The organism is Candidatus Pelagibacter giovannonii (genome assembly GCF_012276695.1).
Taxonomy (GTDB): domain Bacteria; phylum Pseudomonadota; class Alphaproteobacteria; order Pelagibacterales; family Pelagibacteraceae; genus Pelagibacter; species Pelagibacter giovannonii.
In genome coordinates this window covers 131364-151259 of the sequence record NZ_CP038852.1, presented here as the reverse complement: position 1 = coordinate 151259, position 19896 = coordinate 131364, and the positions used below count along the sequence as shown (strand labels likewise).

Below are 19896 nucleotides of genomic sequence, written 5' to 3'. Positions count from 1 at the left end.
CAATAGATACAGTTTAATTAAAGTATTTTAAAGCAAAGAATACGACTACCGGAATAGTAGCAAAAGACATAACTGTAGAAACAACAATGGTACTAGCAACACTATCTACAATTTTTTTTGGTGAATAAATTGAAGCTACAAGATAATTTAAAACAGCACTAGGCATTGAACATTGTATCAATAAAACACCAGCTGCAAATCCTGATAGATCAAAAAATCTAATTATTAATAACGCAACAATAGGACCTAGGACAACTCTTCCAATTGATGAAATTAAAGCTTTCTTAAAAGAAAAAACTTTAAAACGAGTTAAGGCAATTCCTAAAGACATTAATATTAAAAAAATTGTAGCGTACATTAGTAGAAAGGTTGTGTTTTCTACAAATACAGGAAGTTCTATTTTGAAATATAAGAGAATCACTGAAATTATAATTGCATAAAATGGTGGATTTTTAAGAATAACATTAATATTGAATTTTCTATCAGCGAGAAAAATCCCCAACGTAAAGTGGCATAAAACTATTAAAGCTCCAATTGATGCTGCAACACCTAAGCCCTCATTACCATAAGCAAATAGGCAAATAGGCATACCTATATTTCCAGTATTTGGCATTATGAATGGTGGAAGTTCGCGGATGATGTCTTTTGTTTTTAAAAAAAATAAAAAAATTATTCCGATAAAAGTAAAAGCTACAATTGCTATTAAGAAGTACCAGGAGTAATCTTTAAATATTTCAAAGGATATACCAGTTGAAGTTAGAGCGTATATAATCATAGCTGGGGTTCCAATATTAGCAGCAAAATTAGTTATGAAAGTTGTGTCAATTTTTGAATTATTTTTACCTAGGTAATACCCAATACCAACAACAAAAAAGACAGGAAATATTACCTCAAACAGTTTTAGATATATTTCCATTAATTATAAATTCTAATCAATGTAGGATATTTAAGAATATTTTTATCTTTTTTGAAAACAGAAAGACAATTCTTAGAATTAAGTTCATTAGTTTTATGGGTAATAATAACAATAGTGGCTTTATTATTTTTTTTATCAGGAGTTTGAATTAATCTTTTTACTGAAATTTTATATTTAGCTAATCTGTTAGTAATTGTTGATAAAACACCAGGTTTGTCTTTAACTTCAAATCTCAAATATAGAGAATTTACATAATTATTAACGTTGTAACATTTAATTGATTTACGTTTGCTACCAGGAATACCAAAGGGTTTTTTAACATTTCCACTCAATATTGAAAGTAGATCAGATAATAACGATGATGAAGTTGGACCAGGGCCAGCTCCCTCTCCCTGTAATATACTTTCACCAACAGGTTTTCCTTCAAGAATAACAGCATTCATAACTCCACCAACGTTACCAATGTACGAATTTTTACTTACTAGGCAAGGATGAACAGTTTCAAACAATTGATTATTAATAATCTCAGAAATACCCAATAATTTAATACGTGAATTTAATTGATTAGCAATTTCAATATCTTTTAACTCAATCTTTTCAATACCTTCCATCAAACATTTGTGTTTTGAAATCTTAGTATTAAAAGCAAGAGCAGACAAAATTCTTACTTTAGCAAAAGCATCAAAACCATTAAGATCTAATTTAGGATTACCTGGTTCAGCATACCCAAGTTTTTGTGCTTTTTTTAAAACATTTGAAAAACTGTCTTTAGAATTTCTCATCTCTGAAAGAATATAGTTAGAAGTACCGTTCAAAATTCCATAAACCTTAGAAATTTTGTTAGTTGAAAGACCCTCTTTAATGGTTCTTAATATTGGAATTCCACCTGCCACAGATGCTTCAAATTCCAAATTAACATTATTATCCTCAGCTAATTTTCCTAAATAATCGCCATGTTTAGAGATGAGTGCTTTATTAGGAGTGATTACATGTATTTTATTTTTTAAGGCAGTTTCTACAACTTTTTTAGAAATTCCATCCGACATACCTATAGCTTCGAATAAAATATCTACTTTGGTTTTATTAAAAATTTCTAATGGATTTTTAAAGAATATTTTCTTATTAATTTTAAATCTTCTCTTTTTAGAAATGCTTCTTGCTGAAACAGCTACTACATTGATCTTTTTACCCGTCTTAAGTTCAATATCTTTTTTTTTAGTGTTAAGTTCATTTAACAAATAGATACCAACTTGTCCTAGACCAACTACAGCAATATTAATTATATTTTTCATCTATTGATTTATATCTGGGTATTCTGCATTTTTTGAATAATCTTTAAGAAAGAGGTTAAATTCATCAAAAGTCATAGATTTGTAATCACCAGTTTTTTTTAATATCTTTGATAGTTTTTTATCATCAGCAGACTTTTTTATGGGATCTTCATTCCAATAAGCAGAGTCTTTATTTAATGAACACGAAGTTAGAAATAATATTAAAGGTAAAAATAAGTATTTCAAATTAATCCTTTTGTTTCGTTATAACCGTATTTGATATTCATATTTTGTATGGCTTGTCCTGCCCCACCTTTAATTAAATTATCAATAACAGATAAAATAATAACTTTATTTTTATACTTAGTTTTACAAATTACTATATAGCAATTATTTGTGTTAATTACGTCATTTGTGCTTACCAATGAATTTGTTTTTAAAATTTTAACGAATCTATTTTTTGAATATTTGCTCTTTAAAGTGTTTTCTAATTTTTTAATACTTACTCCTTTGTTAAGATCTACATAAATAGTACTGAGTATCCCTTTAAACATTGGTGTTAGATGGGGTGTAAATGTAAAAGAAAATTTTTTTTTAGTGTAGTTATTAATTTCCTGCTGAATTTCAGAGTTATGTCTATGAAAACCAACACCATAAGCACTTAACGATTCATAAAGGTTTTTATCTTTATATTTATTATGTACGCCTCTCCCAGCTCCTGAGTAGCCAGATTTTGAATCTATAATAACATTATCTGTTTTTATTAAATTATTCTTAACCAAAGGTATAAGTGGTAAAAGTATTGAAGTTGGGTAGCAACCTGGACATCCAATAATATTAAATTTCTTTACTTTGTCACCATTGATTTCTGGTAATGAATAAATTGATTTTTTAATATTTTTTACAGATCTGTGTTTTTGTTTATACCATTTTAGATAATCTGATGCTTTATTAAGTCTAAAGTCAGCAGCTAAGTCAATTAATACATTATGTTTAAACAAATGATTTGCAATATCTTGTGCTTCTCCATTGGGTAAGGCTGTAAAAACTAGGTCTATATTTTTTAAAAGGGATCTGTTGTATTTGATTATTTTAGGTAACTTTTTTGAACTTAATGACTTTTCATAACTAGAGATATTTTTTCCTACAGAGGAGTTCCCACAAAGATATTTAATCTTAACATCACTGTGCTTGACTAATAATTTAATTAATTGAACACCGATATAACCAGTTGATCCAGAAACTAAAACATTAAGCTTTGGCATTGTATTATTATAGCAGTTTAGAGTTAAAAAAGAATTATCTTTTCGAGAATTGGAAACTTCTTCTAGCTTTTCTACGACCAGGTTTTTTTCTCTCAACTGATCTAGAATCTCTGGTATTTAGCTTTTCAGTCTTAAGTATCGCTCTATTCTCTGAATCAAATAAGATTAGTGCTTTAGCAATACCATGAACCATTGCACCAGCTTGACCTGTGTGACCACCACCTGCAACACTACATCTTACGTCATAATCAGTTGCTTGGTTTATAATTTCAAATGGTCTTGTAATTTGCATTTTATGACTTCCACTAGTGAAATATTCATCCATAGCTCTGCCATTTACGTAAATTTTGCCAGTACCCTTTTTCACCCAAATTTTTGCAATAGATTTTTTTCTTCTACCAGTTGCGTATTTACTGTCTTTAAAATCTAATTTAATTTTAGGTTTTTTTGGTGATACTTTAGTTGGTGCGGCTGCTGTTTCCATATTAATTTCTTATTAAATTTTTATTGTTTAATTTACCTAGGTCTAAAAGTTTTGGGTTTTGTGCTGCATGAGGGTGTTCTTCACCAGCATAAATTTTTACTTTAGTTAACTGTTTTCTACCAAGAACTCCTCCAGGTAACATTCTTTTAATAGCTAATTTTAGTGTCTCACCAGGTTTGTTTTTTTCTAATAATTTTTCAGGAGTAATTTCTTTAATTCCACCTGGGTGACCAGTATGTCTATAATATTTTTTATCTTTGAATTTCTTTCCTGTGAACTTTGCTTGTTCAACATTTTTAACCACAACAAAATCACCGTCATCCATATGAGGTGTAAAAGTAGTTTTATTTTTTCCTCTAACAATCATTGCAATGATTGAGGCTAATCTGCCTACAACAGCATTTTTAGCATCTATCTCAAACCAGTTGCTGCTTAAATCACCACTTTTTATAAATTTTGTCATTGTGCGAGGATTAATACTATTATTAGATATAATGTCAATTTTATATTTCCCTTGTAATATCATACTTAAATGATAGTTTGATTAAGCCGATTTGTTCCTATTGCAGGCTAGTTATTGCTAAACAGGATTTTTACCCACATTATCGGTAGGCGCATTTGAACTGTATTGTACGCCTTGCATAAAGCAAAAGTACTAAAAAAGGAGTATTAAGATGAGCACAAAAAGACAAAACCCTGAGACTATAGCCATACATGGTGGTGATTATAGAAGTGATCCAACAACAAATGCGGTGGCTGTTCCGATTTATAGAACAACATCATATCAATTTGATAGTACCGAACATGCTGCAAACCTATTTGCGTTAAAAGAATTTGGAAATATATACACAAGAATCATGAATCCAACCAATGATGTTTTGGAAAAAAGACTTGCAGCACTTGATGGAGGTCTAGCTAGCTTGACAGTAGCATCTGGTCAAACAGCATCAACTTTTGCTATTTTAAATGTTGCACAAGCTGGTGATAATATTGTTAGTTCTACAGATCTATATGGTGGAACAGTGTCTTTGTTTACTCACACTCTAAGTAAACTTGGTATTGAAGTTAGATATGCCGATCCATCTGATCCAAAAAACTTTGAAAAAGCTATAGATGATAAGACGAGAGCTTTTTATGGAGAAACTTTACCAAATCCATATTTAAGAGTTTTTCCAATTAAAGAAGTTTCAGATATTGGAAAAAAATACAATATACCATTAATAGTAGATAACACAGCTGCACCAGTTATTTGTAAGCCATTAGAACATGGGGCTGCAGTAGTAGTTTATTCACTTACAAAATATATAGCAGGACATGGTACTGTTGTTGGTGGTGCTTTAATTGATGGTGGTAATTTTGACTGGACAGCAGACCCAAAAAGGCAACCTCTATTTAATGAGCCAGACGCAAGTTATGGTGGTGTAATTTGGGGTAAAGCAGTTCCAGAATTAACAGGAGCTAATGTTTCTTTTGCAGTAAGAGCAAGAGTGACAATTTTGAGAGATCTCGGCTCTGCTCTTTCTCCTGATAATGCTTTTGGTGTAATACAGGGTTTAGAAACTGTTGCCTTAAGAATGAAGCAACATTGTGAAAATGCTTCTAAAGTTGTTGATTATTTAAAGAAACATAAAGCAATAAAGAAAGTTATTTATTCTACCGAACATAATAATGAAATAAATAAAAGAGCCAAAAAATATCTTAATGGTGGCAATGGTGCTTTAGTCGGTATTGAATTAGCTGAAGGCATTGAAGCAGGAAAAAGATTTATTGAATCTTTAAAGATGTTTTACCATGTAGCTAACATTGGTGACGCAAGAAGTTTAGCAATTCATCCTGCATCGACAACTCACAGTCAGTTAACTGAAGGTGAATTAGCAGCCGCTGGTGTTACACCTGGATATGTTAGATTGTGTATTGGTTTAGAGCATATTGATGACATTATCGATGACCTAGATCAAGCATTAGAAAACTCATCAAAAAAGAAATTAAAGGCTGTTAGTTAGAGTTTTTATACAATATCAAAAAATAAGAGCTCAAAACTAATATTGAACCTAACTGGTGTAGTGAAGCATATCTAATCTCTACACCAGAAATCAAAGTTATAATTCCTAAAAAAATTTGAATCAAGATAGCAACATCAAAAAATAATATATATTTAAAATCATATTTTTTTTTAAAATAAATAAAATTTAAAATAATTATAAAAAATAAAAGTAAATATGCAGTCGATCTATGTAAAAATTGAACAATAGACGGATTACTAAATAATTGAGTATTAATTAAATCACCATAACCAATATCATTTGGGAAAAAGCTACCGTTCATATCTGGCCATGAATTGTAGATAAGACCACCATCTAAACCCGATAAAAAAGCACCTAATACAATCTGGAAAACTATCAACTTAAGTATGAATAATAAAAGTAAATTTGGAATTTTTTCATGTAATTTTTTTATTTGATAGATATCTAAAATATACCAGAAAATTAAACATAAGATAAATAAAGCTAAAGACAAATGAATGCTAAGTCTAAAGTGACTAACGTCATTATTTTCAGTTAATCCACTAGAGACCATATACCAACCAATAAATCCTTGAAGACACACAAGAAAAAATATCCAATAATATTTATTTGAATAATGTGAGGTATTTTTAAAATACAGACTAAAGAAAAGTAAAGGTAATAAAGTAAACAGGCCGACAAATCTTGCTAATAATCTATGTGCATATTCCCAATAGAAAATTATTTTAAATTCATCTAAAGACATACCATAATTAATATTTTGATATTCTGGTATTTTTTTGTACTCAGTAAAATAAAAATTCCACTCATTAATATTCAAAGGTGGAAGTATTCCAGTAAAGAGCTCCCACGTTGTGATTGATAGACCAGAGTCTGTTAATCTTGTAAGACCACCAACTGCTACCATGATAACAATTAATGAAAATAAAGTTATTAACCACAATTTTAAATATTTTATATAGTTGTCGCTATTTACAAACATAAATTATACTTATAATAATTATCTTAATAACCAATTGAATAAATGTCGCCTACTAATAAGAAAAAACTAAATCAGATTAGAATAAAGCTTGATAAGCTTGATAATGATTTACTTAAACTAATCAAAAAAAGATCTTCACTAGTCAATGAAGTATTAAAAGTAAAAATTCATAAGAAAGAAATTATTGATCAAAAAAGGATCAATTTTATTCTTAAAAAGATTAAAGAAAAATCAATACAAACTAATATAGACCCAAAAATCACCAATAGAATTTGGAAAAATATGATTTGGTCTTTTATTGATTACGAAAAAAGGAATTTTAGAAAAAAGTAATACTATTTACTGTGTGGAGGTAATTTTTTTTCCACAAACATCTCATGTTTTCTTGTAGAGGGATTGTACTTCTTGGCAGACAATTTAACTTTAGCTTTTTCACCGCCAGCTGGTTTTTTTACATAATAAAAAAATGGACTATCGGGTTTAGCTTCAGGTACCAATCTAACTTTAACGTGTGTTTTTTTTGCCATTTTATCTTAAACTTTTTATTTTTTTTATTAAATCAGAAATCTTTTTAAGTTTATTTTTTAAACTATAATCAGCATTTATAGAATTATTTGGTAATTCGTCAAGTTTTAATGATTTATCTGAATTAAGAACTTTTTTAACACCAATAATTGTCATTCCCTGATCTTTAAGTAGATATTTAACTTTTTTTAAAACCTCAATTGTATCATTATTATAATATCTTCTATTACCATTTAAAATTTTTGGCTTAATTTGCTTAAATTCCTTCTCCCAAAATCGAATGGTATGAGTATTCAAGGTTCCTTTTTTCTTGTTTACAAGATTAAGAATTTTAGCAACTTCACCTATTGACTTATAAGCATCATTATTTTTATGAATCATTCTTAGAATTTACCAAATCTTTAAATTCCTTAGAAGCTTTAAATAAAACAACATCTCTATTAGATATAGTTGTTTGTTCCTTTGTTTTAGGGTTTCGTCCAATTCTACTTTTTTTTGCTCTTATAGAAAAAGTACCAAATTTTGAGAGTTTTAATTTTTTTTCAGTTTTTAAATTTTCTACTACTGTGATTAGAAAATCATCAATCAAATTTTCAGATATATTTTTGGAAAAACCAATTTGCATATAAATTGAGCTTATAAGGTCTTTTTTTGTTAAGTTAGTTCTTTTCATTAACTTATGTAGTTTCTTATCTTTTCTATTAAATTACCACTAACAATTCTAGTGCAAACACTTAAAGAATTTGAAAAACCAATATAATCAGTTCCACCATGGCTTTTAATAACTGGAGAATCTAAACCTATAAAAATTGCACCATTATAAAGTCTTGGATCTAGTCTTTTTTTAAATTTTTTTAAATTTGAAATGTTTAGTAAAGATGAAATTTTACCAATAATATTACCTGTCATGGCTTTCTTTAATTCACTTGTAATAAAGTTTGCAGTACCCTCGGCTGTTTTTAAAGCAACATTACCTGTAAATCCATCTGCGACTATAACATTCACATCACCATTCATTAACTGATTGCCTTCAATGTACCCTTCAAATTCAAAGCCTGTGTTATTTTTTTGATTTAGCTGCTGGTAGGTTTCTTTGATGATCTCATTGCCTTTAAGTTCCTCGGACCCTATATTTAATAAAGCAACTCTTGCTGTATCGTCTGGATATAAAGATTTAAATAATGCGGACCCCATTATAGAAAAATCAATTAAGTTTTTTGGACTACATTCAATATTTGCTCCCAAATCTAGTACAACACTCATATTCTTTTTATTTGGCCATAATGCTGAGAGTGCTGGTTTATCAATATTTTCAATCATCTTTAGATTAAGTTTTGAAATAACAAGTAATGCCCCAGTGTTACCAGCAGAAATGACTATGTCAGATTTTTTTTCTTTAACACTTTGTACGGCTAACCACATGCTAGTATTTTTTCCTCTTTTGGCTCCCTCTAAAGGACTATCAGTTCCTTTAACCACATCTTTAGTATGAATTATTTCAAATGAATATGAAGATAACTGATCATTAATATGATTTTGGATTTTTTCCTTATCACCAAAAATTTGATAAAAAGTATTAGTATTACTTTTGTGATGATGGATAATTCCATCTATAACTTTTTTTGGTGAATTGTCTCCACCCATTGCATCAACTGCAATTTTTATCATTTTGCTCATTTAATTTTGGACTTTTATTCCTTGGGATCTAAAACTTGTCTACCTCTGTACATACCTGTTTTTAGATCTAAGTGATGAGGTAATCTGTATTCACCAGATTTCTTATCTTCAACAATATTCGTAGATTTGAACTTCATATTCTGAGCTCTTCTCATTCCGGTTCTTGACGGTGATTGTTTTCGTTTAGGTACAGCCATAATAAAATTAGTGTTTAACTACACCTTTTATATAAGAATTTAAAGTATTATTTTTTAAATTTAACCTAAAATTTTCAAAATATTTAACTAAATACTCAATATTAGATGAATTATCTAAAAAATTTACTAAAATAGAGTTTCTAGATTCTGTATCTAATTCATCCCAACTGTGAATTTTATCAATCATTCCATAAAATAAGTTTAAGTAATCTTTCATTTTTTTATTAATTGATTGATCACCATAACCAATCTCCCTGATGCTTAATTCAACTTGCCTGAAAGTAAAATCATAGATTTCCTGAAGTAGTTTTTTATCATTATTTTCCTTATAAACTTTCAAAAAGAAAGAGAAATGAAGCAAAAAAAATATCAATCTATCAGAGAAAGTATCTTGATTTTCAAAACCTTTATACAAATCTTTATTTCTAGTTAATTTAACTAAATTGTTGTAAATATTTATGTAGTTTTTATTCATGAGAAAATTATTTATATTTTTTATAATACCATTATTTTTTTCGGCTTGTACTTTAAAAAAAGTTGAAAAACACCACGGTGTTCATTTTTTAGATAAAAAGCAAGAAAAGCTTACTGTTAATAGGTCAAATAAAAATGATATTTTAAAATTATTGGGTTCACCATCAACAAAAAGTACTTTTGATAATGATTTATGGATTTATATTGAAAGAAAAACCAATAATTCGTCTCTTATAAAATTTGGCAGAGAAAGAATTATGGTTAATAACGTACTATTACTAGAGATCAATAATATGGGCCTACTTGAAACTAAGCAATTTCTAGATCTCACTAATATGCAAGATTTAAAATTTGCTGAACAAATTACTGAAAATCAATATAAGAAAAATACATTTGTATACGACTTTCTATCTAGTATGAGACAGAAAATTAATGACCCTTTAGGTAAAAGAAAAAGATAAACTTACTCCTTTTATCCAGCAATTACAGCCAATAATAATAAAGCTACGATATTAGTAATCTTAATCATTGGGTTTACAGCAGGTCCAGCAGTATCTTTGTAGGGGTCCCCAACAGTATCTCCAGTTACTGCGGCTTTATGTGCTTCAGAACCTTTTCCGCCATGATTTCCATCTTCAATATATTTTTTTGCATTATCCCAAGCACCACCACCCGCAGTCATTGAAACAGCTACGAATAAACCTGTAATAATTACACCTAACAACATTGCACCAACAGCAGCTAAAGCAGCTACTTGACCACCTATAGCTAGTATTGCAAAGTATAAAACAATAGGAGAAAGAACCGGTAATAACGAAGGTATAATCATTTCTCTAATTGCTGCTAAAGTTAATAAATCAACTAATTTAGCATAATCAGGTTTTTGTTTACCCTTCATGATACCTGGATATTTTTTAAATTGTCTTCTTACTTCAACAACAACAGCACCACCCGCTCTACCTACGGCTTGCATGCCCATTGATCCAAATAAATATGGAAGCATTCCACCAATTAATAAACCAACTACAACGTAAGGGTTTGATAGATCAAAAGTTACAACAATTCCTTCAAGCTTTGAACCTGCTACACCTGAAAAGTGCTTGATATCCTCAACATAAGCTGCGAATAAAACTAGAGCACCTAAACCTGCTGAACCAATAGCATATCCCTTAGTAACAGCTTTAGTTGTATTGCCTACAGCATCTAATGCATCAGTAGTTTTTCTAACGCTATTTGGTAATTTAGCCATTTCAGCAATACCACCAGCATTATCTGTTACAGGACCATAAGCATCAAGAGCAACAACCATACCTGCTAATGCAAGCATTGTAGTTACTGAAATAGCAATACCATAAAGACCAGCTATTGAATTTGTTGCTAATATACCGGCAACAATAATTAAAGCTGGCACAGCAGTAGCTTCCATTGAAACAGCCAAGCCTTGAATTACATTTGTTCCATGACCTGTTGTAGAAGATTTAGCAATACTTCTTACCGGTCTGTATTCAGTTCCAGTGTAGTATTCAGTAATCCAGATTAATAATCCAGTAATAACTAAACCAATTATTCCACAATAATACAAACTCATACCAGTAAAACTTTTACCATTAACAGTATATTCGCTTGCAAATCCAATTACATAATCAGTAACAGGGTATAAAATCATTAATGAAGAAACAGCAGAAACTACAAACCCCTTATATAAAGCATTCATAACGTTTTTACTTTTTCCAAGTTTAACAAAGAAAGTTCCTAAAATTGATGTTAAGATACAAGCCCCACCAATAGTTAAAGGGTAGATCATCATATTTATATCACCGTAGAAAAAAATAGATGAAAGAACCATTGTTGCAACAATTGTTACAGCGTAAGTTTCAAATAAATCTGCTGCCATACCAGCACAATCTCCAACGTTATCTCCAACGTTGTCAGCAATTACAGCTGGATTTCTAGGGTCATCTTCTGGGATACCCGCTTCTACTTTACCCACTAAATCAGCACCAACATCAGCACCTTTGGTAAAAATTCCACCACCTAGTCTTGCAAAAATCGATATTAAAGAGGCACCAAAGCCTAATGCAACTAATGCATTTACAACTTCTCTGTCATCAATTCCTGCTTTTAATAAAAAATAGTAATAAACTGCAATTGCAAGTAAAGCTAACCCAGCTACTAACATGCCAGTTACAGCACCTGATTTAAATGCAACAGCAAGACCACTAGCTAAACCTTTTCTTGACGCTTCTGCAGTTCTAACGTTAGCTTGAACAGAAACTAACATTCCAACATAACCAGCTATACCTGATAATGCAGCTCCAATAAAATAACCTAAACCAACTAATGGGCTAAACACCACACAAATAATAACTAAAACAACAACTCCAACCACAGCAATTGTTTTATATTGTCTTGCTAGATATGCTTTAGCACCAATTTGAATTGCTGATGCAATCTCTTGCATCTTAGCATTTCCAGCACTTGAGTTAAGGATATTTCTACCCGTAAAGTAACCATAAACGATTGAAAGTGATCCTGCCGCTATAGTATATAATAAGATTGTTTCTATTAGTGAGTTCATTTTGCCTTTGGTTGTTTGGTTGTTAAATTTTATTGTTTAAAGTCCGGACAATACAAAAAAAGCAATAAAAGGCAATATTTAACTTTTTAAAACTTATGAAGATAACCTTTATTTTTAAGGGTAATTTGCCTATTTTTATCATCAATAATGAATGATTTTTCAGCATGACTTTGAATAGAGCCAATTTTTGTAAGCTTAACTCTACAATTAGAAGCTATTTTTCTTATGATTCTCATTTTATTTTTAGAGGCTGTAAATAAGATCTGATAATCATCACCTTTAGAAATGTAATTAATCTTGGATAGTTTTTTTAGAGTAAGTATTTTTTTTAGATTACCTGAAATCGGAATTTTTTTTAAAAAAATTTTATAAGATAATTTCTGATTATTAATCATCTTATCTAGGTCTGCTAATAGTCCGTCAGAGATATCAATTGAAGTGTTGGCAAATTTTTTAAGGTGATCAATTAATTTTAATTGAATATTTGGCATAAAATATTGATTAGTAAAATATTTTTTTAATCTTGAATTGAGTTTAATTTTATTTTTTAAAACTAATAGACCTAAATAGCTATCTCCTAAATTTCCAGAGACATAAATATCATCATTAATTTTAGCTTTGTTTCTATAAGTAATGTTATTAGCAAAACCTATTGAAGTAATTGTGAAACTTAACTTGTTGGAAAAAACTGTATCTCCACCACTTAAAAATATTTTATATTTATTTTGTTCTTGATTAAGTGACTTGCTAATTTTTGATAAATTTAATTTAGAAAAACTTTTTTTATTACCAGAACCAGAAATAAAATAATATTTTGGTTTAACACCTTTACATATAAGGTCTGAAATTGATGATCTAATTATTTTTTTTATAACAAGTTCAGGTCTTTTAAAGTCTATGAAATGATTGTCTTCTATATATGTATCGACTGATACTGCTAATTTATTTTTTTTATCAAAAAAAATATCATCATTCAAATTAAGAGCACTTAGTGATTTTTTAGAAAGTTTTTGAAAATAATTTTTTATTAATTCAAATTCATGCATTAGTAGTTCTTATTTTTTTAGCTATCTTGTCTAATATTGCATTTAAATATTTAGTTTGACCATCTTCTAAAAAGAAGTTTGATGCATCAAGATATTCTTTAATAATTATTTTAGTAGAAACTTTGGGTTTATATAAAAACTCAAATATAGCAGACTTTACTATCACTTGAAAAACCTGGTCTAAATTAGTTAACTGTAAGTCTTCACTTAGATATTTTTTAACCTCTTCTTTAATAACTTCATCTCTCTCAATAGTTCCTAAAACAACATCTTTAATGAATTTTTTAAATCTATGTTTGGGAAAAGTTAAATCTGTGTCATCATTAAAAAAATTACCATATAGTTTCTGAATAATTATAACCCTTGGACTTTGATTTGGATTGTATGGAGTTCTCATTGTTATTGAGAAAGGACAGATATTACAGCTTGAGCCGCTTCTCTTCCCTTTTTCTTCCTAGCTATAGCTTGACGCATATTGAGGCAAGTAATAATTCCATTACCAATGGGTTTTTTGTTTTCTACAGATAGTTTCATTATTGCATCAGTTGAAGAATGAGAAATAAAGTCAAAATGAGGTGTTTGGCCTTTAATAACACAACCGAGAGCTAAAAAAGCATCATACTTTTTAATATTTTTCGAAATAGTAACTGGTATTTCAAAAACACCTGGGACATTGATAATTTTTATTAAACTAGACTTGGGCAATATGCTCTTTGCACTACTTAATAAGCCATTAGATATATCCTTATAATAATCTGCAATAACTATTAAATATTTTTTTTTCATTAAATGATTTCCTGTTTGGTAATCTTTATATCATAACCCTCTAAACCAATAACTTTTTTAAGAGATTTTGTAATTAATATCATATTTTTAATCTTTAAATCTTTAATTATTTGAGCTCCGATACCATAATTTCTTATAAGTTTATCATTTCCCTTTTTATAAAATTCTTTGTTCTTATAATCCTTGAGTGTTTGTGTAACAGATTTTAAGTTTGTATCTTTTATAAAAACTAAAACACAGTTATTGAATTTTTTAAAATAATTTAAAGTTTTATTAAACGAATTTGGTAATTGTTGATTGATTAAATAATTTTGAACTACGTTTGATGAAATAACTCTAACTCTTGGTATTATCCCTTTTTTAATATTGCCTTTAATTAGAGCAAAGTGCTCAGATCCATCTAAAAGATTTTCATAAATTCTAATTTTATATTTCTGATTTTTAACTTCAATATCAGATTGTTTTTTAAGTTTAATTAGTTTTTCTTTTTTTAAACGATAAGCAATAAGGTCTTCAATTTTACCTATCTTTAAATTGTGTTTTTTAGCAAAATTAAATAAGTCTTGACCTTTGGCCATTGTACCATCTTCGTTCATTATTTCACAAATAACTGCAGAATTATTTTTTTTAGCAAGTTTTGAAATATCAACAGAAGCTTCTGTATGACCAGCTCTTACTAGAACACCCCCATCTTTAGCTATGATTGGAAAAACATGTCCTGGTGAAACAATGTCTTTCTTATTTACATTTTTCTTTGAAGCAATTTTAATTGTCTTTGCTCTATCTTTTGCTGAAATCCCAGTTGTTATTCCTTTTTTTGCTTCAATAGAAATTGTAAAAGCGGTTTTATTTCTTGATTGATTTATTGGTGACATTAAAGATAAATTTAACCTTTTTGCCTGTACACTATCTAGTGCTAGACAAATTAATCCACGACCATATTTAGCCATAAAATTTATATTTTTAGCACTTGAGTCAGTGGTTGATATTATTAGGTCTCCTTCATTTTCTCTTTTTTCATCATCGACTAAGATGAACATACCACCCTTCTTAGCGATATTAATTATACTTTCAATGGATGTATAATTATTTTTTTTCATTAAAATAATTTCTAACGTATTTAGATAAGATATCTATCTCTATATTAACTAGGCTGCTCTTTTTTAATGAAGATAAATTTGTTAGCTTAAAAGTGTGTGGAATAACCCAAACTTGAAATCCTTTTTTAGTTACTTTAGAAATTGTTAAAGAAATTCCATTTATACATATAGAAGCTTTATCAATTAAATTTGCTCTTTCTTTTTTAATAAGCTCAAAGTCAAATAAATACGATTTGTCAATCTTCTTAATACTCTGAATTTTTGCTACTGCATCGATGTGACCTTGGCAAATATGACCTGATATTTTTTGACCAAATCTTAATGGAAGTTCAAGATTAATTTTATCATTAATTTTTAAGAATTTGAATTTTGATCTTTGTATGGTTTCATCTGAAAGATAAAATTCCATTATTTTATTTTTAATATCAATTAATGTTAAGCAAACACCATCACAAGCAACTGATACACCTAGGTCTTTACCTGATAACTTTAAATCAGCTTTTACAAATATATTAGTACCTTTTGATCTTTTTTCAAATTTAGTAATTAAACCTTGGTTAAAAATTATTCCATTAAACATAATATTATTTGTAAAGTGTAATCACATCTTTGCCTAATTTTTTATTAATTTTCAATTTATTTTTATAATTTTTCTTTAATTCATTAAGAAAACTAAACTCTTTATAATTAACCGACTTTGATAAACTTTTTGCACATTTGTATAGATAAAATTCATTAAATAATCTCTTTTTAACAATGTGTTTGGAAAGATCATTTCCTCCTTCAACTAATAAATTCCTGCAACCAAGGACATAAAGTTTCTTTAAAATTGATTTAATATCAAAGTTATCTTTATTTAATTTAGCTTTGATTAAAGTTATCCCTTTTTTTTTAAACATTAATTTCACTTTAGTTTTGGTGTTATGATAAAAAATTATAGTATTTTTTTTATTTGCGGTTTTAAAAATGTATGAATTTTTTTTAGTTTCTAAGTTTCTATCTAGAATTATTCTTTTAGGGGAAAATTTATTCAAACCTTCTAGTCTACAGTTAAGCTTTGGGTTATCTTTGTTTAAAGTTTTAGAAGAAATCATTAACGAGTCATTTTTATATCTAAGAAAGTGTGTAAATTTATCGGTATGAATATCTGAAATTCTTTTTGTATCTTTGCTATATATCAAATTATTTTTAGAAATTGCAATTTTACCAGTAACAAAAGGAAGGTTATTTTTTCTATTAAAAAAATAGGGTGTATAAAATTTACTAATTTCTTTTTTGAGTAAATTTTTTTCACTAAAATATTTTTAGATTGAAGAATTTTTAGAGTTTTACCTTTTACTTTTTTATCAATATCTTCTACTGCATACACAACTTCTTTAATCTTATTTTTGATTATAATATTTGTGCACGGACGAGTTTTTCCATAATGACTACAAGGTTCAAGAGTCACGTACATTTTTGAACCTTCTAAATTTTCATTTGCATTTTTAATGGCATTAAATTCGGCATGAGGTGTGCCGTTAAAACCTGTTTGACCAATTGAGAGTATTTCATTATCTTTAACAATTACACAGCCAACAGAAGGATTAATTCCAGTTAGTCCATGCTGAGCTTTTGCCAAATGCAAGGCAAGCTCCATAAAAATTTTATCTTTGTTTAAAAATTTATCTTTTTTTGTAGACATCTAATTTGTCCACAAATTGCACAAAGTCTTTTTCTTCTCTAAAATTTCTATAAACAGATGCAAATCTAACATATGCAACCGGATCAAGATCTTTCAAACCTTCCATAACCATAGTGCCAATTGTATTTGATGAAATTTCACTTTGACCAAGTTCCTCTAATGCTCTTGAAGTTCGACTAATAAATTTTTCTGTTGTTTCGGTATCAATAGGCCTTTTTTTTAATGCTATGTAAATTGATTTGGAAAGTTTATCTCTATCAAAAGATGATTTTCTTCCATTTTTTTTAATAACCATTATTTCTCTAAATTGTACTCTTTCAAAAGTTGTGAATCTAGCCCCACACACACAAAGTCTTCTTCTTCTTATGGCCGTTCCATCTTCTGTAGGTCGAGAGTCTACTACTGACGTTTCACCTTTTTTACAAATTGAGCAAATCATTATTTTAGATTTTTATATATTGGGAAGTGAGATGTAAGTTCTATAACTTCATTTCTAACCTCTTCTTCAATCTTACTATTATCATCAGGGTTTTCGGACAAACCCTTTACAACTTTAGTTATTAATTTACCTACTTTTTCAAATTCTTTTAATCCAAAACCTCTAGTTGTTGCTGCTTGAGTTCCTAATCTTATACCAGATGTAATCATTGGTTTTTCTGAATCAAAAGGTATTCCATTTTTGTTGCAAGTAATATTAGCATTTGAAAGACTTTCAGCAGCAGCATTACCTTTGACATTAAAAGGTCTTAGATCAACTAACATTAAGTGTGTATCTGTTCCGCCAGAATAAATCTTAAAACCATTGTTTTTAAGTGTCTCTGATAAAATCTTAGCATTAGATAAAACTGATTTAATGTAATCTTTAAAATCTGGCCTCAAAGCCTCTAAAAAACCAGCAGCTTTAGCAGCTATAACATGCATCAATGGTCCACCTTGGTAACCAGGAAATACTGCTGTGTTAAATTTTTTTGCTAAGTCTTCGTGATTTGTTAAAATGATTCCACCTCTAGCACTTCTAAAAACTTTATGGGTTGTTGAGGTTACTACGTGTGCATGCTCACAAGGATTTGGATAACCCTTGCCTGCAACTAAGCCTGAAAAATGAGCCATATCTACCATCAAATATGCTCCAACTTTATCAGCAATCTCTCTAAATCTTTTAAAGTCGATTACTCTAGAGTAAGCACTACCACCACAAATTATAAGTTTTGGTTTATGATCTAATGCAAGTTTCTCAACATTATCATAATCAATAAGTTCAGACTTTTTATCAACGTCATACCCTATAGGATTAAACCATTTACCTGACATTGAAATTTTTAACCCATGAGTAATGTGTCCACCAGAATTTAAACTCATTCCCATAAATGTATCACCGGGATTTAATAGAGCTAAAAATACAGCTCCATTTGCTTGAGCCCCAGAATGTGGTTGGGCATTTGCAAATTTACAATCAAAAAGTTTCTTTAATCTTTCTATGGCTAAATTTTCTGCAACATCAACATGCTCACATCCATTGTAGTATCTTTTTCCAGGATACCCTTCTGCATATTTATTTGTTAATACAGAACCTTGAGCCTCTAAAACAGCTTGAGAAACTATATTTTCAGAAGCAATTAGTTCTATATGTTGTTGTTGTCTTTTTAACTCATCACTTATGGCTTTATGTAATTCCGGATCAGTTACAGATAAGCTGTCTTCAAAAAAGCTTTTATAATTTTCATTTAAATAATTTTTTTCACTAGACATAATCAAATCTTTTTAATTCTTTTTGCGTGTCTTCCACCTTCAAACTTTGTATTTAAAAAAACGCTAACGCAATTTAAAGCATTTTTTTTAGTAAGTAGTCTTGATCCTAATGTAATGATATTTGCATCATTATGCAATCTTGATAATTTAGTAGATTTTAAATTAAAACACTGAGCAGCACGTATATTTTTATGTCTATTTGCAGCAATATTCATTCCCATCCCAGAGCCACAAACTAATATACCAGTATGATTGTTATTATTTTTAACTTTTCTTGCAACTTTATGAGCATAATCAGGATAATCAACTCTATCATTATTGTATGGGCCTAAGTCTGTATAGTTAATTTTTTTTTTATCTAAATGAAGTTTAATTAATTCCTTTAGCCTATAACCAGCATGATCTGATGATAAAAATATTTTTTTCAATCTAATTAAATTTATAATCTAAAACACATGCTACTAGATGAACTCTATTTTCTTCTCCACCATTAAAAGCATTATGATATTTTGTATTGTTAGTAATCCACACCGATCCATCCGCAGGCATATGTTTCGCAACATTGTCTATAACCATTAGGCAGCCTGGATTTGAAATTAGGGGTATATGCAATCTTGGTTCTGGATCTCTATGCCAACTCAATGTTGATCTTGGCTCTTTTAATAAAATCCTAACTCTACCTAATTTATATTTTGAAGAAAGCTCATCAAACACTTCTTTAAAGTATGTATTTTCATAGTCAGGTATAAATTCTGAATAAGCAGCTTCATCAATTGAAATATCTCTTGAAACTTCTTTTCCTGACTTATCTGGTTTTGTCCAATAAACACCTCTTGCTTTGCTTCCTTTTACAGAGTCCGGGTCACCAGGAATTTGTGTTAGAGAAATAGCTCCAAAGTGAGCAATTCCTCCACCATCATCAAATTTTTTAGTTTGAATAATTTGATTGTAGGCTTCTTGTAATTTATCAATATCAAACTTGATATTTTGTTTTTGAAAGTCACTAAAATCTAAAATCTTCTCTTCTTTTTTTAGATCTAAGTTCACAATATTTTTATTTTCAATACTCATGCTGATTGTTTTTTACTTAATTTAATATATATTTGTATAATACATTTGTCGCATTTTAAAAATAGAT

At 28.9% G+C, this 19896-nt stretch carries 28 protein-coding genes and 1 riboswitch; of the genes, 3 read left to right on the top strand and 25 right to left on the bottom strand.

Annotated elements, in window-relative coordinates; translation table 11 throughout:
• Positions 1-13 precede the first annotated feature (13 nt).
• From E5R92_RS00920 to rplM, 6 genes are read right to left on the bottom strand one after another with little or no spacing between them, the layout of a single operon-like run.
• Positions 14-916 (bottom strand): AEC family transporter, encoded by a 903-nt coding sequence (locus E5R92_RS00920; protein ID WP_168606249.1) that lies wholly within the window; start codon positions 914-916, stop codon positions 14-16.
• Complete coding sequence (locus E5R92_RS00915; RefSeq protein WP_168606248.1) at positions 916-2208, bottom strand: homoserine dehydrogenase; 1293 nt, start codon at positions 2206-2208, stop codon at positions 916-918. Before E5R92_RS00915 ends, E5R92_RS00920 begins: the two co-directional genes overlap by 1 nt.
• Positions 2209-2433: a hypothetical protein gene (locus E5R92_RS00910; protein ID WP_168606247.1), complete on the bottom strand. Its 225-nt coding sequence runs from the start codon at positions 2431-2433 to the stop codon at positions 2209-2211.
• The gene (gene argC / locus E5R92_RS00905) at positions 2430-3452 is read right to left on the bottom strand and encodes an N-acetyl-gamma-glutamyl-phosphate reductase (protein WP_168606246.1); all 1023 of its coding nucleotides are present in this window, start codon (positions 3450-3452) and stop codon (positions 2430-2432) included. The genes E5R92_RS00910 and argC overlap by 4 nt, the downstream gene beginning before the upstream one ends.
• Before the next feature lie 34 nt (positions 3453-3486).
• The gene (gene rpsI / locus E5R92_RS00900) at positions 3487-3936 is read right to left on the bottom strand and encodes a 30S ribosomal protein S9 (RefSeq protein ID WP_168606245.1); all 450 of its coding nucleotides are present in this window, start codon (positions 3934-3936) and stop codon (positions 3487-3489) included.
• Between the two features lies 1 nt (position 3937).
• Positions 3938-4399 (bottom strand): 50S ribosomal protein L13, encoded by a 462-nt coding sequence (gene rplM / locus E5R92_RS00895; protein ID WP_168606244.1) that lies wholly within the window; start codon positions 4397-4399, stop codon positions 3938-3940.
• A gap of 138 nt (positions 4400-4537) precedes the next feature.
• Positions 4538-4606: riboswitch (SAM riboswitch) on the top strand.
• Positions 4607-4610: 4 nt separating this feature from the next.
• On the opposite strand from rplM, the gene E5R92_RS00890 reads away from it, so the two are divergent.
• Positions 4611-5939, top strand: a complete 1329-nt coding sequence (locus E5R92_RS00890) for an O-acetylhomoserine aminocarboxypropyltransferase/cysteine synthase family protein (RefSeq protein ID WP_168606243.1) — start codon at positions 4611-4613, stop codon at positions 5937-5939.
• Here E5R92_RS00890 and E5R92_RS00885 read toward each other — a convergent pair.
• A complete protein-coding gene (locus E5R92_RS00885; RefSeq protein ID WP_168606242.1) occupies positions 5932-6942 on the bottom strand; it encodes a COX15/CtaA family protein in 1011 nt (336 codons plus the stop codon). The two genes, E5R92_RS00890 and E5R92_RS00885, sit on opposite strands and share 8 nt — an antisense overlap.
• A gap of 42 nt (positions 6943-6984) precedes the next feature.
• Between E5R92_RS00885 and E5R92_RS00880 the strand changes: the two genes are divergently transcribed.
• Positions 6985-7275, top strand: coding sequence for a chorismate mutase (locus E5R92_RS00880; protein ID WP_168606241.1), 291 nt, complete (start codon positions 6985-6987; stop codon positions 7273-7275).
• 2 nt (positions 7276-7277) lie between these two features.
• On the opposite strand, the gene E5R92_RS00875 is transcribed toward E5R92_RS00880, so the two are convergent.
• From E5R92_RS00875 to E5R92_RS00850, 6 genes are read right to left on the bottom strand one after another with little or no spacing between them, the layout of a single operon-like run.
• The gene (locus E5R92_RS00875) at positions 7278-7469 is read right to left on the bottom strand and encodes a 50S ribosomal protein L33 (protein ID WP_006996892.1); all 192 of its coding nucleotides are present in this window, start codon (positions 7467-7469) and stop codon (positions 7278-7280) included.
• A gap of 1 nt (position 7470) precedes the next feature.
• Positions 7471-7848, bottom strand: coding sequence for a MerR family transcriptional regulator (locus tag E5R92_RS00870; protein ID WP_168606240.1), 378 nt, complete (start codon positions 7846-7848; stop codon positions 7471-7473).
• A complete protein-coding gene (locus tag E5R92_RS00865) occupies positions 7838-8140 on the bottom strand; it encodes an HU family DNA-binding protein (protein ID WP_168606239.1) in 303 nt (100 codons plus the stop codon). The genes E5R92_RS00870 and E5R92_RS00865 overlap by 11 nt, the downstream gene beginning before the upstream one ends.
• Positions 8140-9144 carry a phosphate acyltransferase PlsX gene (gene plsX, locus E5R92_RS00860; protein WP_168606238.1) on the bottom strand — a complete coding sequence of 335 codons (1005 nt, stop codon included), beginning with the start codon at positions 9142-9144 and terminating at the stop codon, positions 8140-8142. Before plsX ends, E5R92_RS00865 begins: the two co-directional genes overlap by 1 nt.
• A gap of 14 nt (positions 9145-9158) precedes the next feature.
• Positions 9159-9341, bottom strand: coding sequence for a 50S ribosomal protein L32 (gene rpmF, locus E5R92_RS00855; protein WP_011282128.1), 183 nt, complete (start codon positions 9339-9341; stop codon positions 9159-9161).
• 7 nt (positions 9342-9348) lie between these two features.
• The gene (locus E5R92_RS00850; RefSeq protein ID WP_168606237.1) at positions 9349-9816 is read right to left on the bottom strand and encodes a ubiquinol-cytochrome C chaperone family protein; all 468 of its coding nucleotides are present in this window, start codon (positions 9814-9816) and stop codon (positions 9349-9351) included.
• Between E5R92_RS00850 and bamE the strand changes: the two genes are divergently transcribed.
• Complete coding sequence (gene bamE / locus E5R92_RS00845; protein WP_168606236.1) at positions 9815-10276, top strand: outer membrane protein assembly factor BamE domain-containing protein; 462 nt, start codon at positions 9815-9817, stop codon at positions 10274-10276. The genes E5R92_RS00850 and bamE overlap by 2 nt on opposite strands.
• Positions 10277-10287: 11 nt before the next feature.
• Here the strand turns inward: bamE and E5R92_RS00840 are convergent, their stop codons facing one another.
• The 12 genes from E5R92_RS00840 to E5R92_RS00790 form a co-directional block, all read right to left on the bottom strand.
• The gene (locus tag E5R92_RS00840; RefSeq protein ID WP_168606235.1) at positions 10288-12393 is read right to left on the bottom strand and encodes a sodium-translocating pyrophosphatase; all 2106 of its coding nucleotides are present in this window, start codon (positions 12391-12393) and stop codon (positions 10288-10290) included.
• Between the two features lie 86 nt (positions 12394-12479).
• A complete protein-coding gene (thiL, locus tag E5R92_RS00835) occupies positions 12480-13439 on the bottom strand; it encodes a thiamine-phosphate kinase (RefSeq protein ID WP_168606234.1) in 960 nt (319 codons plus the stop codon).
• Positions 13432-13836: a transcription antitermination factor NusB gene (locus E5R92_RS00830; protein ID WP_168606233.1), complete on the bottom strand. Its 405-nt coding sequence runs from the start codon at positions 13834-13836 to the stop codon at positions 13432-13434. Before E5R92_RS00830 ends, thiL begins: the two co-directional genes overlap by 8 nt.
• Before the next feature lie 2 nt (positions 13837-13838).
• Complete coding sequence (gene ribH, locus E5R92_RS00825) at positions 13839-14225, bottom strand: 6,7-dimethyl-8-ribityllumazine synthase (RefSeq protein ID WP_168606232.1); 387 nt, start codon at positions 14223-14225, stop codon at positions 13839-13841.
• Complete coding sequence (gene ribB / locus E5R92_RS00820) at positions 14225-15325, bottom strand: 3,4-dihydroxy-2-butanone-4-phosphate synthase (protein WP_168606231.1); 1101 nt, start codon at positions 15323-15325, stop codon at positions 14225-14227. The genes ribH and ribB overlap by 1 nt, the downstream gene beginning before the upstream one ends.
• Positions 15312-15905, bottom strand: coding sequence for a riboflavin synthase (locus tag E5R92_RS00815; RefSeq protein WP_168606230.1), 594 nt, complete (start codon positions 15903-15905; stop codon positions 15312-15314). Before E5R92_RS00815 ends, ribB begins: the two co-directional genes overlap by 14 nt.
• A gap of 4 nt (positions 15906-15909) precedes the next feature.
• Positions 15910-16506, bottom strand: coding sequence for a RibD family protein (locus E5R92_RS07435; RefSeq protein WP_229704544.1), 597 nt, complete (start codon positions 16504-16506; stop codon positions 15910-15912).
• Positions 16503-17009, bottom strand: a complete 507-nt coding sequence (locus E5R92_RS07430) for a bifunctional diaminohydroxyphosphoribosylaminopyrimidine deaminase/5-amino-6-(5-phosphoribosylamino)uracil reductase RibD (protein ID WP_229704543.1) — start codon at positions 17007-17009, stop codon at positions 16503-16505. The genes E5R92_RS07435 and E5R92_RS07430 overlap by 4 nt, the downstream gene beginning before the upstream one ends.
• Positions 16990-17448, bottom strand: coding sequence for a transcriptional regulator NrdR (gene nrdR, locus E5R92_RS00805; RefSeq protein WP_168606229.1), 459 nt, complete (start codon positions 17446-17448; stop codon positions 16990-16992). Before nrdR ends, E5R92_RS07430 begins: the two co-directional genes overlap by 20 nt.
• The gene (gene glyA / locus E5R92_RS00800; RefSeq protein ID WP_168606228.1) at positions 17448-18758 is read right to left on the bottom strand and encodes a serine hydroxymethyltransferase; all 1311 of its coding nucleotides are present in this window, start codon (positions 18756-18758) and stop codon (positions 17448-17450) included. Before glyA ends, nrdR begins: the two co-directional genes overlap by 1 nt.
• 2 nt (positions 18759-18760) lie before the next feature.
• Positions 18761-19186, bottom strand: coding sequence for a ribose 5-phosphate isomerase B (gene rpiB, locus E5R92_RS00795; RefSeq protein ID WP_168606227.1), 426 nt, complete (start codon positions 19184-19186; stop codon positions 18761-18763).
• A gap of 1 nt (position 19187) precedes the next feature.
• A complete protein-coding gene (locus tag E5R92_RS00790) occupies positions 19188-19829 on the bottom strand; it encodes an aspartyl/asparaginyl beta-hydroxylase domain-containing protein (RefSeq protein WP_168606226.1) in 642 nt (213 codons plus the stop codon).
• Positions 19830-19896 lie beyond the last annotated feature (67 nt).

Bases quoted from the DNA above. Each gene is read 5' to 3' on its own strand.
- thiL (WP_168606234.1), bottom strand. From the start codon at position 13,439: ATGCATGAATTTGAATTAATAAAAAATTATTTTCAAAAACTTTCTAAA.
- ribB (WP_168606231.1), bottom strand. From the start codon at position 15,325: ATGAAAAAAAATAATTATACATCCATTGAAAGTATAATTAATATCGCT.
- argC (WP_168606246.1), bottom strand. From the start codon at position 3,452: ATGCCAAAGCTTAATGTTTTAGTTTCTGGATCAACTGGTTATATCGGT.
- E5R92_RS00790 (WP_168606226.1), bottom strand. From the start codon at position 19,829: ATGAGTATTGAAAATAAAAATATTGTGAACTTAGATCTAAAAAAAGAA.
- E5R92_RS00850 (WP_168606237.1), bottom strand. From the start codon at position 9,816: ATGAATAAAAACTACATAAATATTTACAACAATTTAGTTAAATTAACT.
- plsX (WP_168606238.1), bottom strand. From the start codon at position 9,144: ATGAGCAAAATGATAAAAATTGCAGTTGATGCAATGGGTGGAGACAAT.
- E5R92_RS00870 (WP_168606240.1), bottom strand. From the start codon at position 7,848: ATGATTCATAAAAATAATGATGCTTATAAGTCAATAGGTGAAGTTGCT.
- nrdR (WP_168606229.1), bottom strand. From the start codon at position 17,448: ATGATTTGCTCAATTTGTAAAAAAGGTGAAACGTCAGTAGTAGACTCT.
- glyA (WP_168606228.1), bottom strand. From the start codon at position 18,758: ATGTCTAGTGAAAAAAATTATTTAAATGAAAATTATAAAAGCTTTTTT.
- rpmF (WP_011282128.1), bottom strand. From the start codon at position 9,341: ATGGCTGTACCTAAACGAAAACAATCACCGTCAAGAACCGGAATGAGA.
- rpsI (WP_168606245.1), bottom strand. From the start codon at position 3,936: ATGGAAACAGCAGCCGCACCAACTAAAGTATCACCAAAAAAACCTAAA.
- rplM (WP_168606244.1), bottom strand. From the start codon at position 4,399: ATGACAAAATTTATAAAAAGTGGTGATTTAAGCAGCAACTGGTTTGAG.
- E5R92_RS00890 (WP_168606243.1), top strand. From the start codon at position 4,611: ATGAGCACAAAAAGACAAAACCCTGAGACTATAGCCATACATGGTGGT.
- E5R92_RS00885 (WP_168606242.1), bottom strand. From the start codon at position 6,942: ATGTTTGTAAATAGCGACAACTATATAAAATATTTAAAATTGTGGTTA.
- E5R92_RS00920 (WP_168606249.1), bottom strand. From the start codon at position 916: ATGGAAATATATCTAAAACTGTTTGAGGTAATATTTCCTGTCTTTTTT.
- ribH (WP_168606232.1), bottom strand. From the start codon at position 14,225: ATGAAAAAAAAATATTTAATAGTTATTGCAGATTATTATAAGGATATA.
- E5R92_RS00865 (WP_168606239.1), bottom strand. From the start codon at position 8,140: ATGAAAAGAACTAACTTAACAAAAAAAGACCTTATAAGCTCAATTTAT.
- E5R92_RS00815 (WP_168606230.1), bottom strand. From the start codon at position 15,905: ATGTTTAATGGAATAATTTTTAACCAAGGTTTAATTACTAAATTTGAA.
- E5R92_RS07430 (WP_229704543.1), bottom strand. From the start codon at position 17,009: ATGTCTACAAAAAAAGATAAATTTTTAAACAAAGATAAAATTTTTATG.
- bamE (WP_168606236.1), top strand. From the start codon at position 9,815: ATGAGAAAATTATTTATATTTTTTATAATACCATTATTTTTTTCGGCT.
- E5R92_RS00875 (WP_006996892.1), bottom strand. From the start codon at position 7,469: ATGGCAAAAAAAACACACGTTAAAGTTAGATTGGTACCTGAAGCTAAA.
- E5R92_RS00915 (WP_168606248.1), bottom strand. From the start codon at position 2,208: ATGAAAAATATAATTAATATTGCTGTAGTTGGTCTAGGACAAGTTGGT.
- E5R92_RS00840 (WP_168606235.1), bottom strand. From the start codon at position 12,393: ATGAACTCACTAATAGAAACAATCTTATTATATACTATAGCGGCAGGA.
- E5R92_RS00830 (WP_168606233.1), bottom strand. From the start codon at position 13,836: ATGAGAACTCCATACAATCCAAATCAAAGTCCAAGGGTTATAATTATT.
- E5R92_RS00880 (WP_168606241.1), top strand. From the start codon at position 6,985: ATGTCGCCTACTAATAAGAAAAAACTAAATCAGATTAGAATAAAGCTT.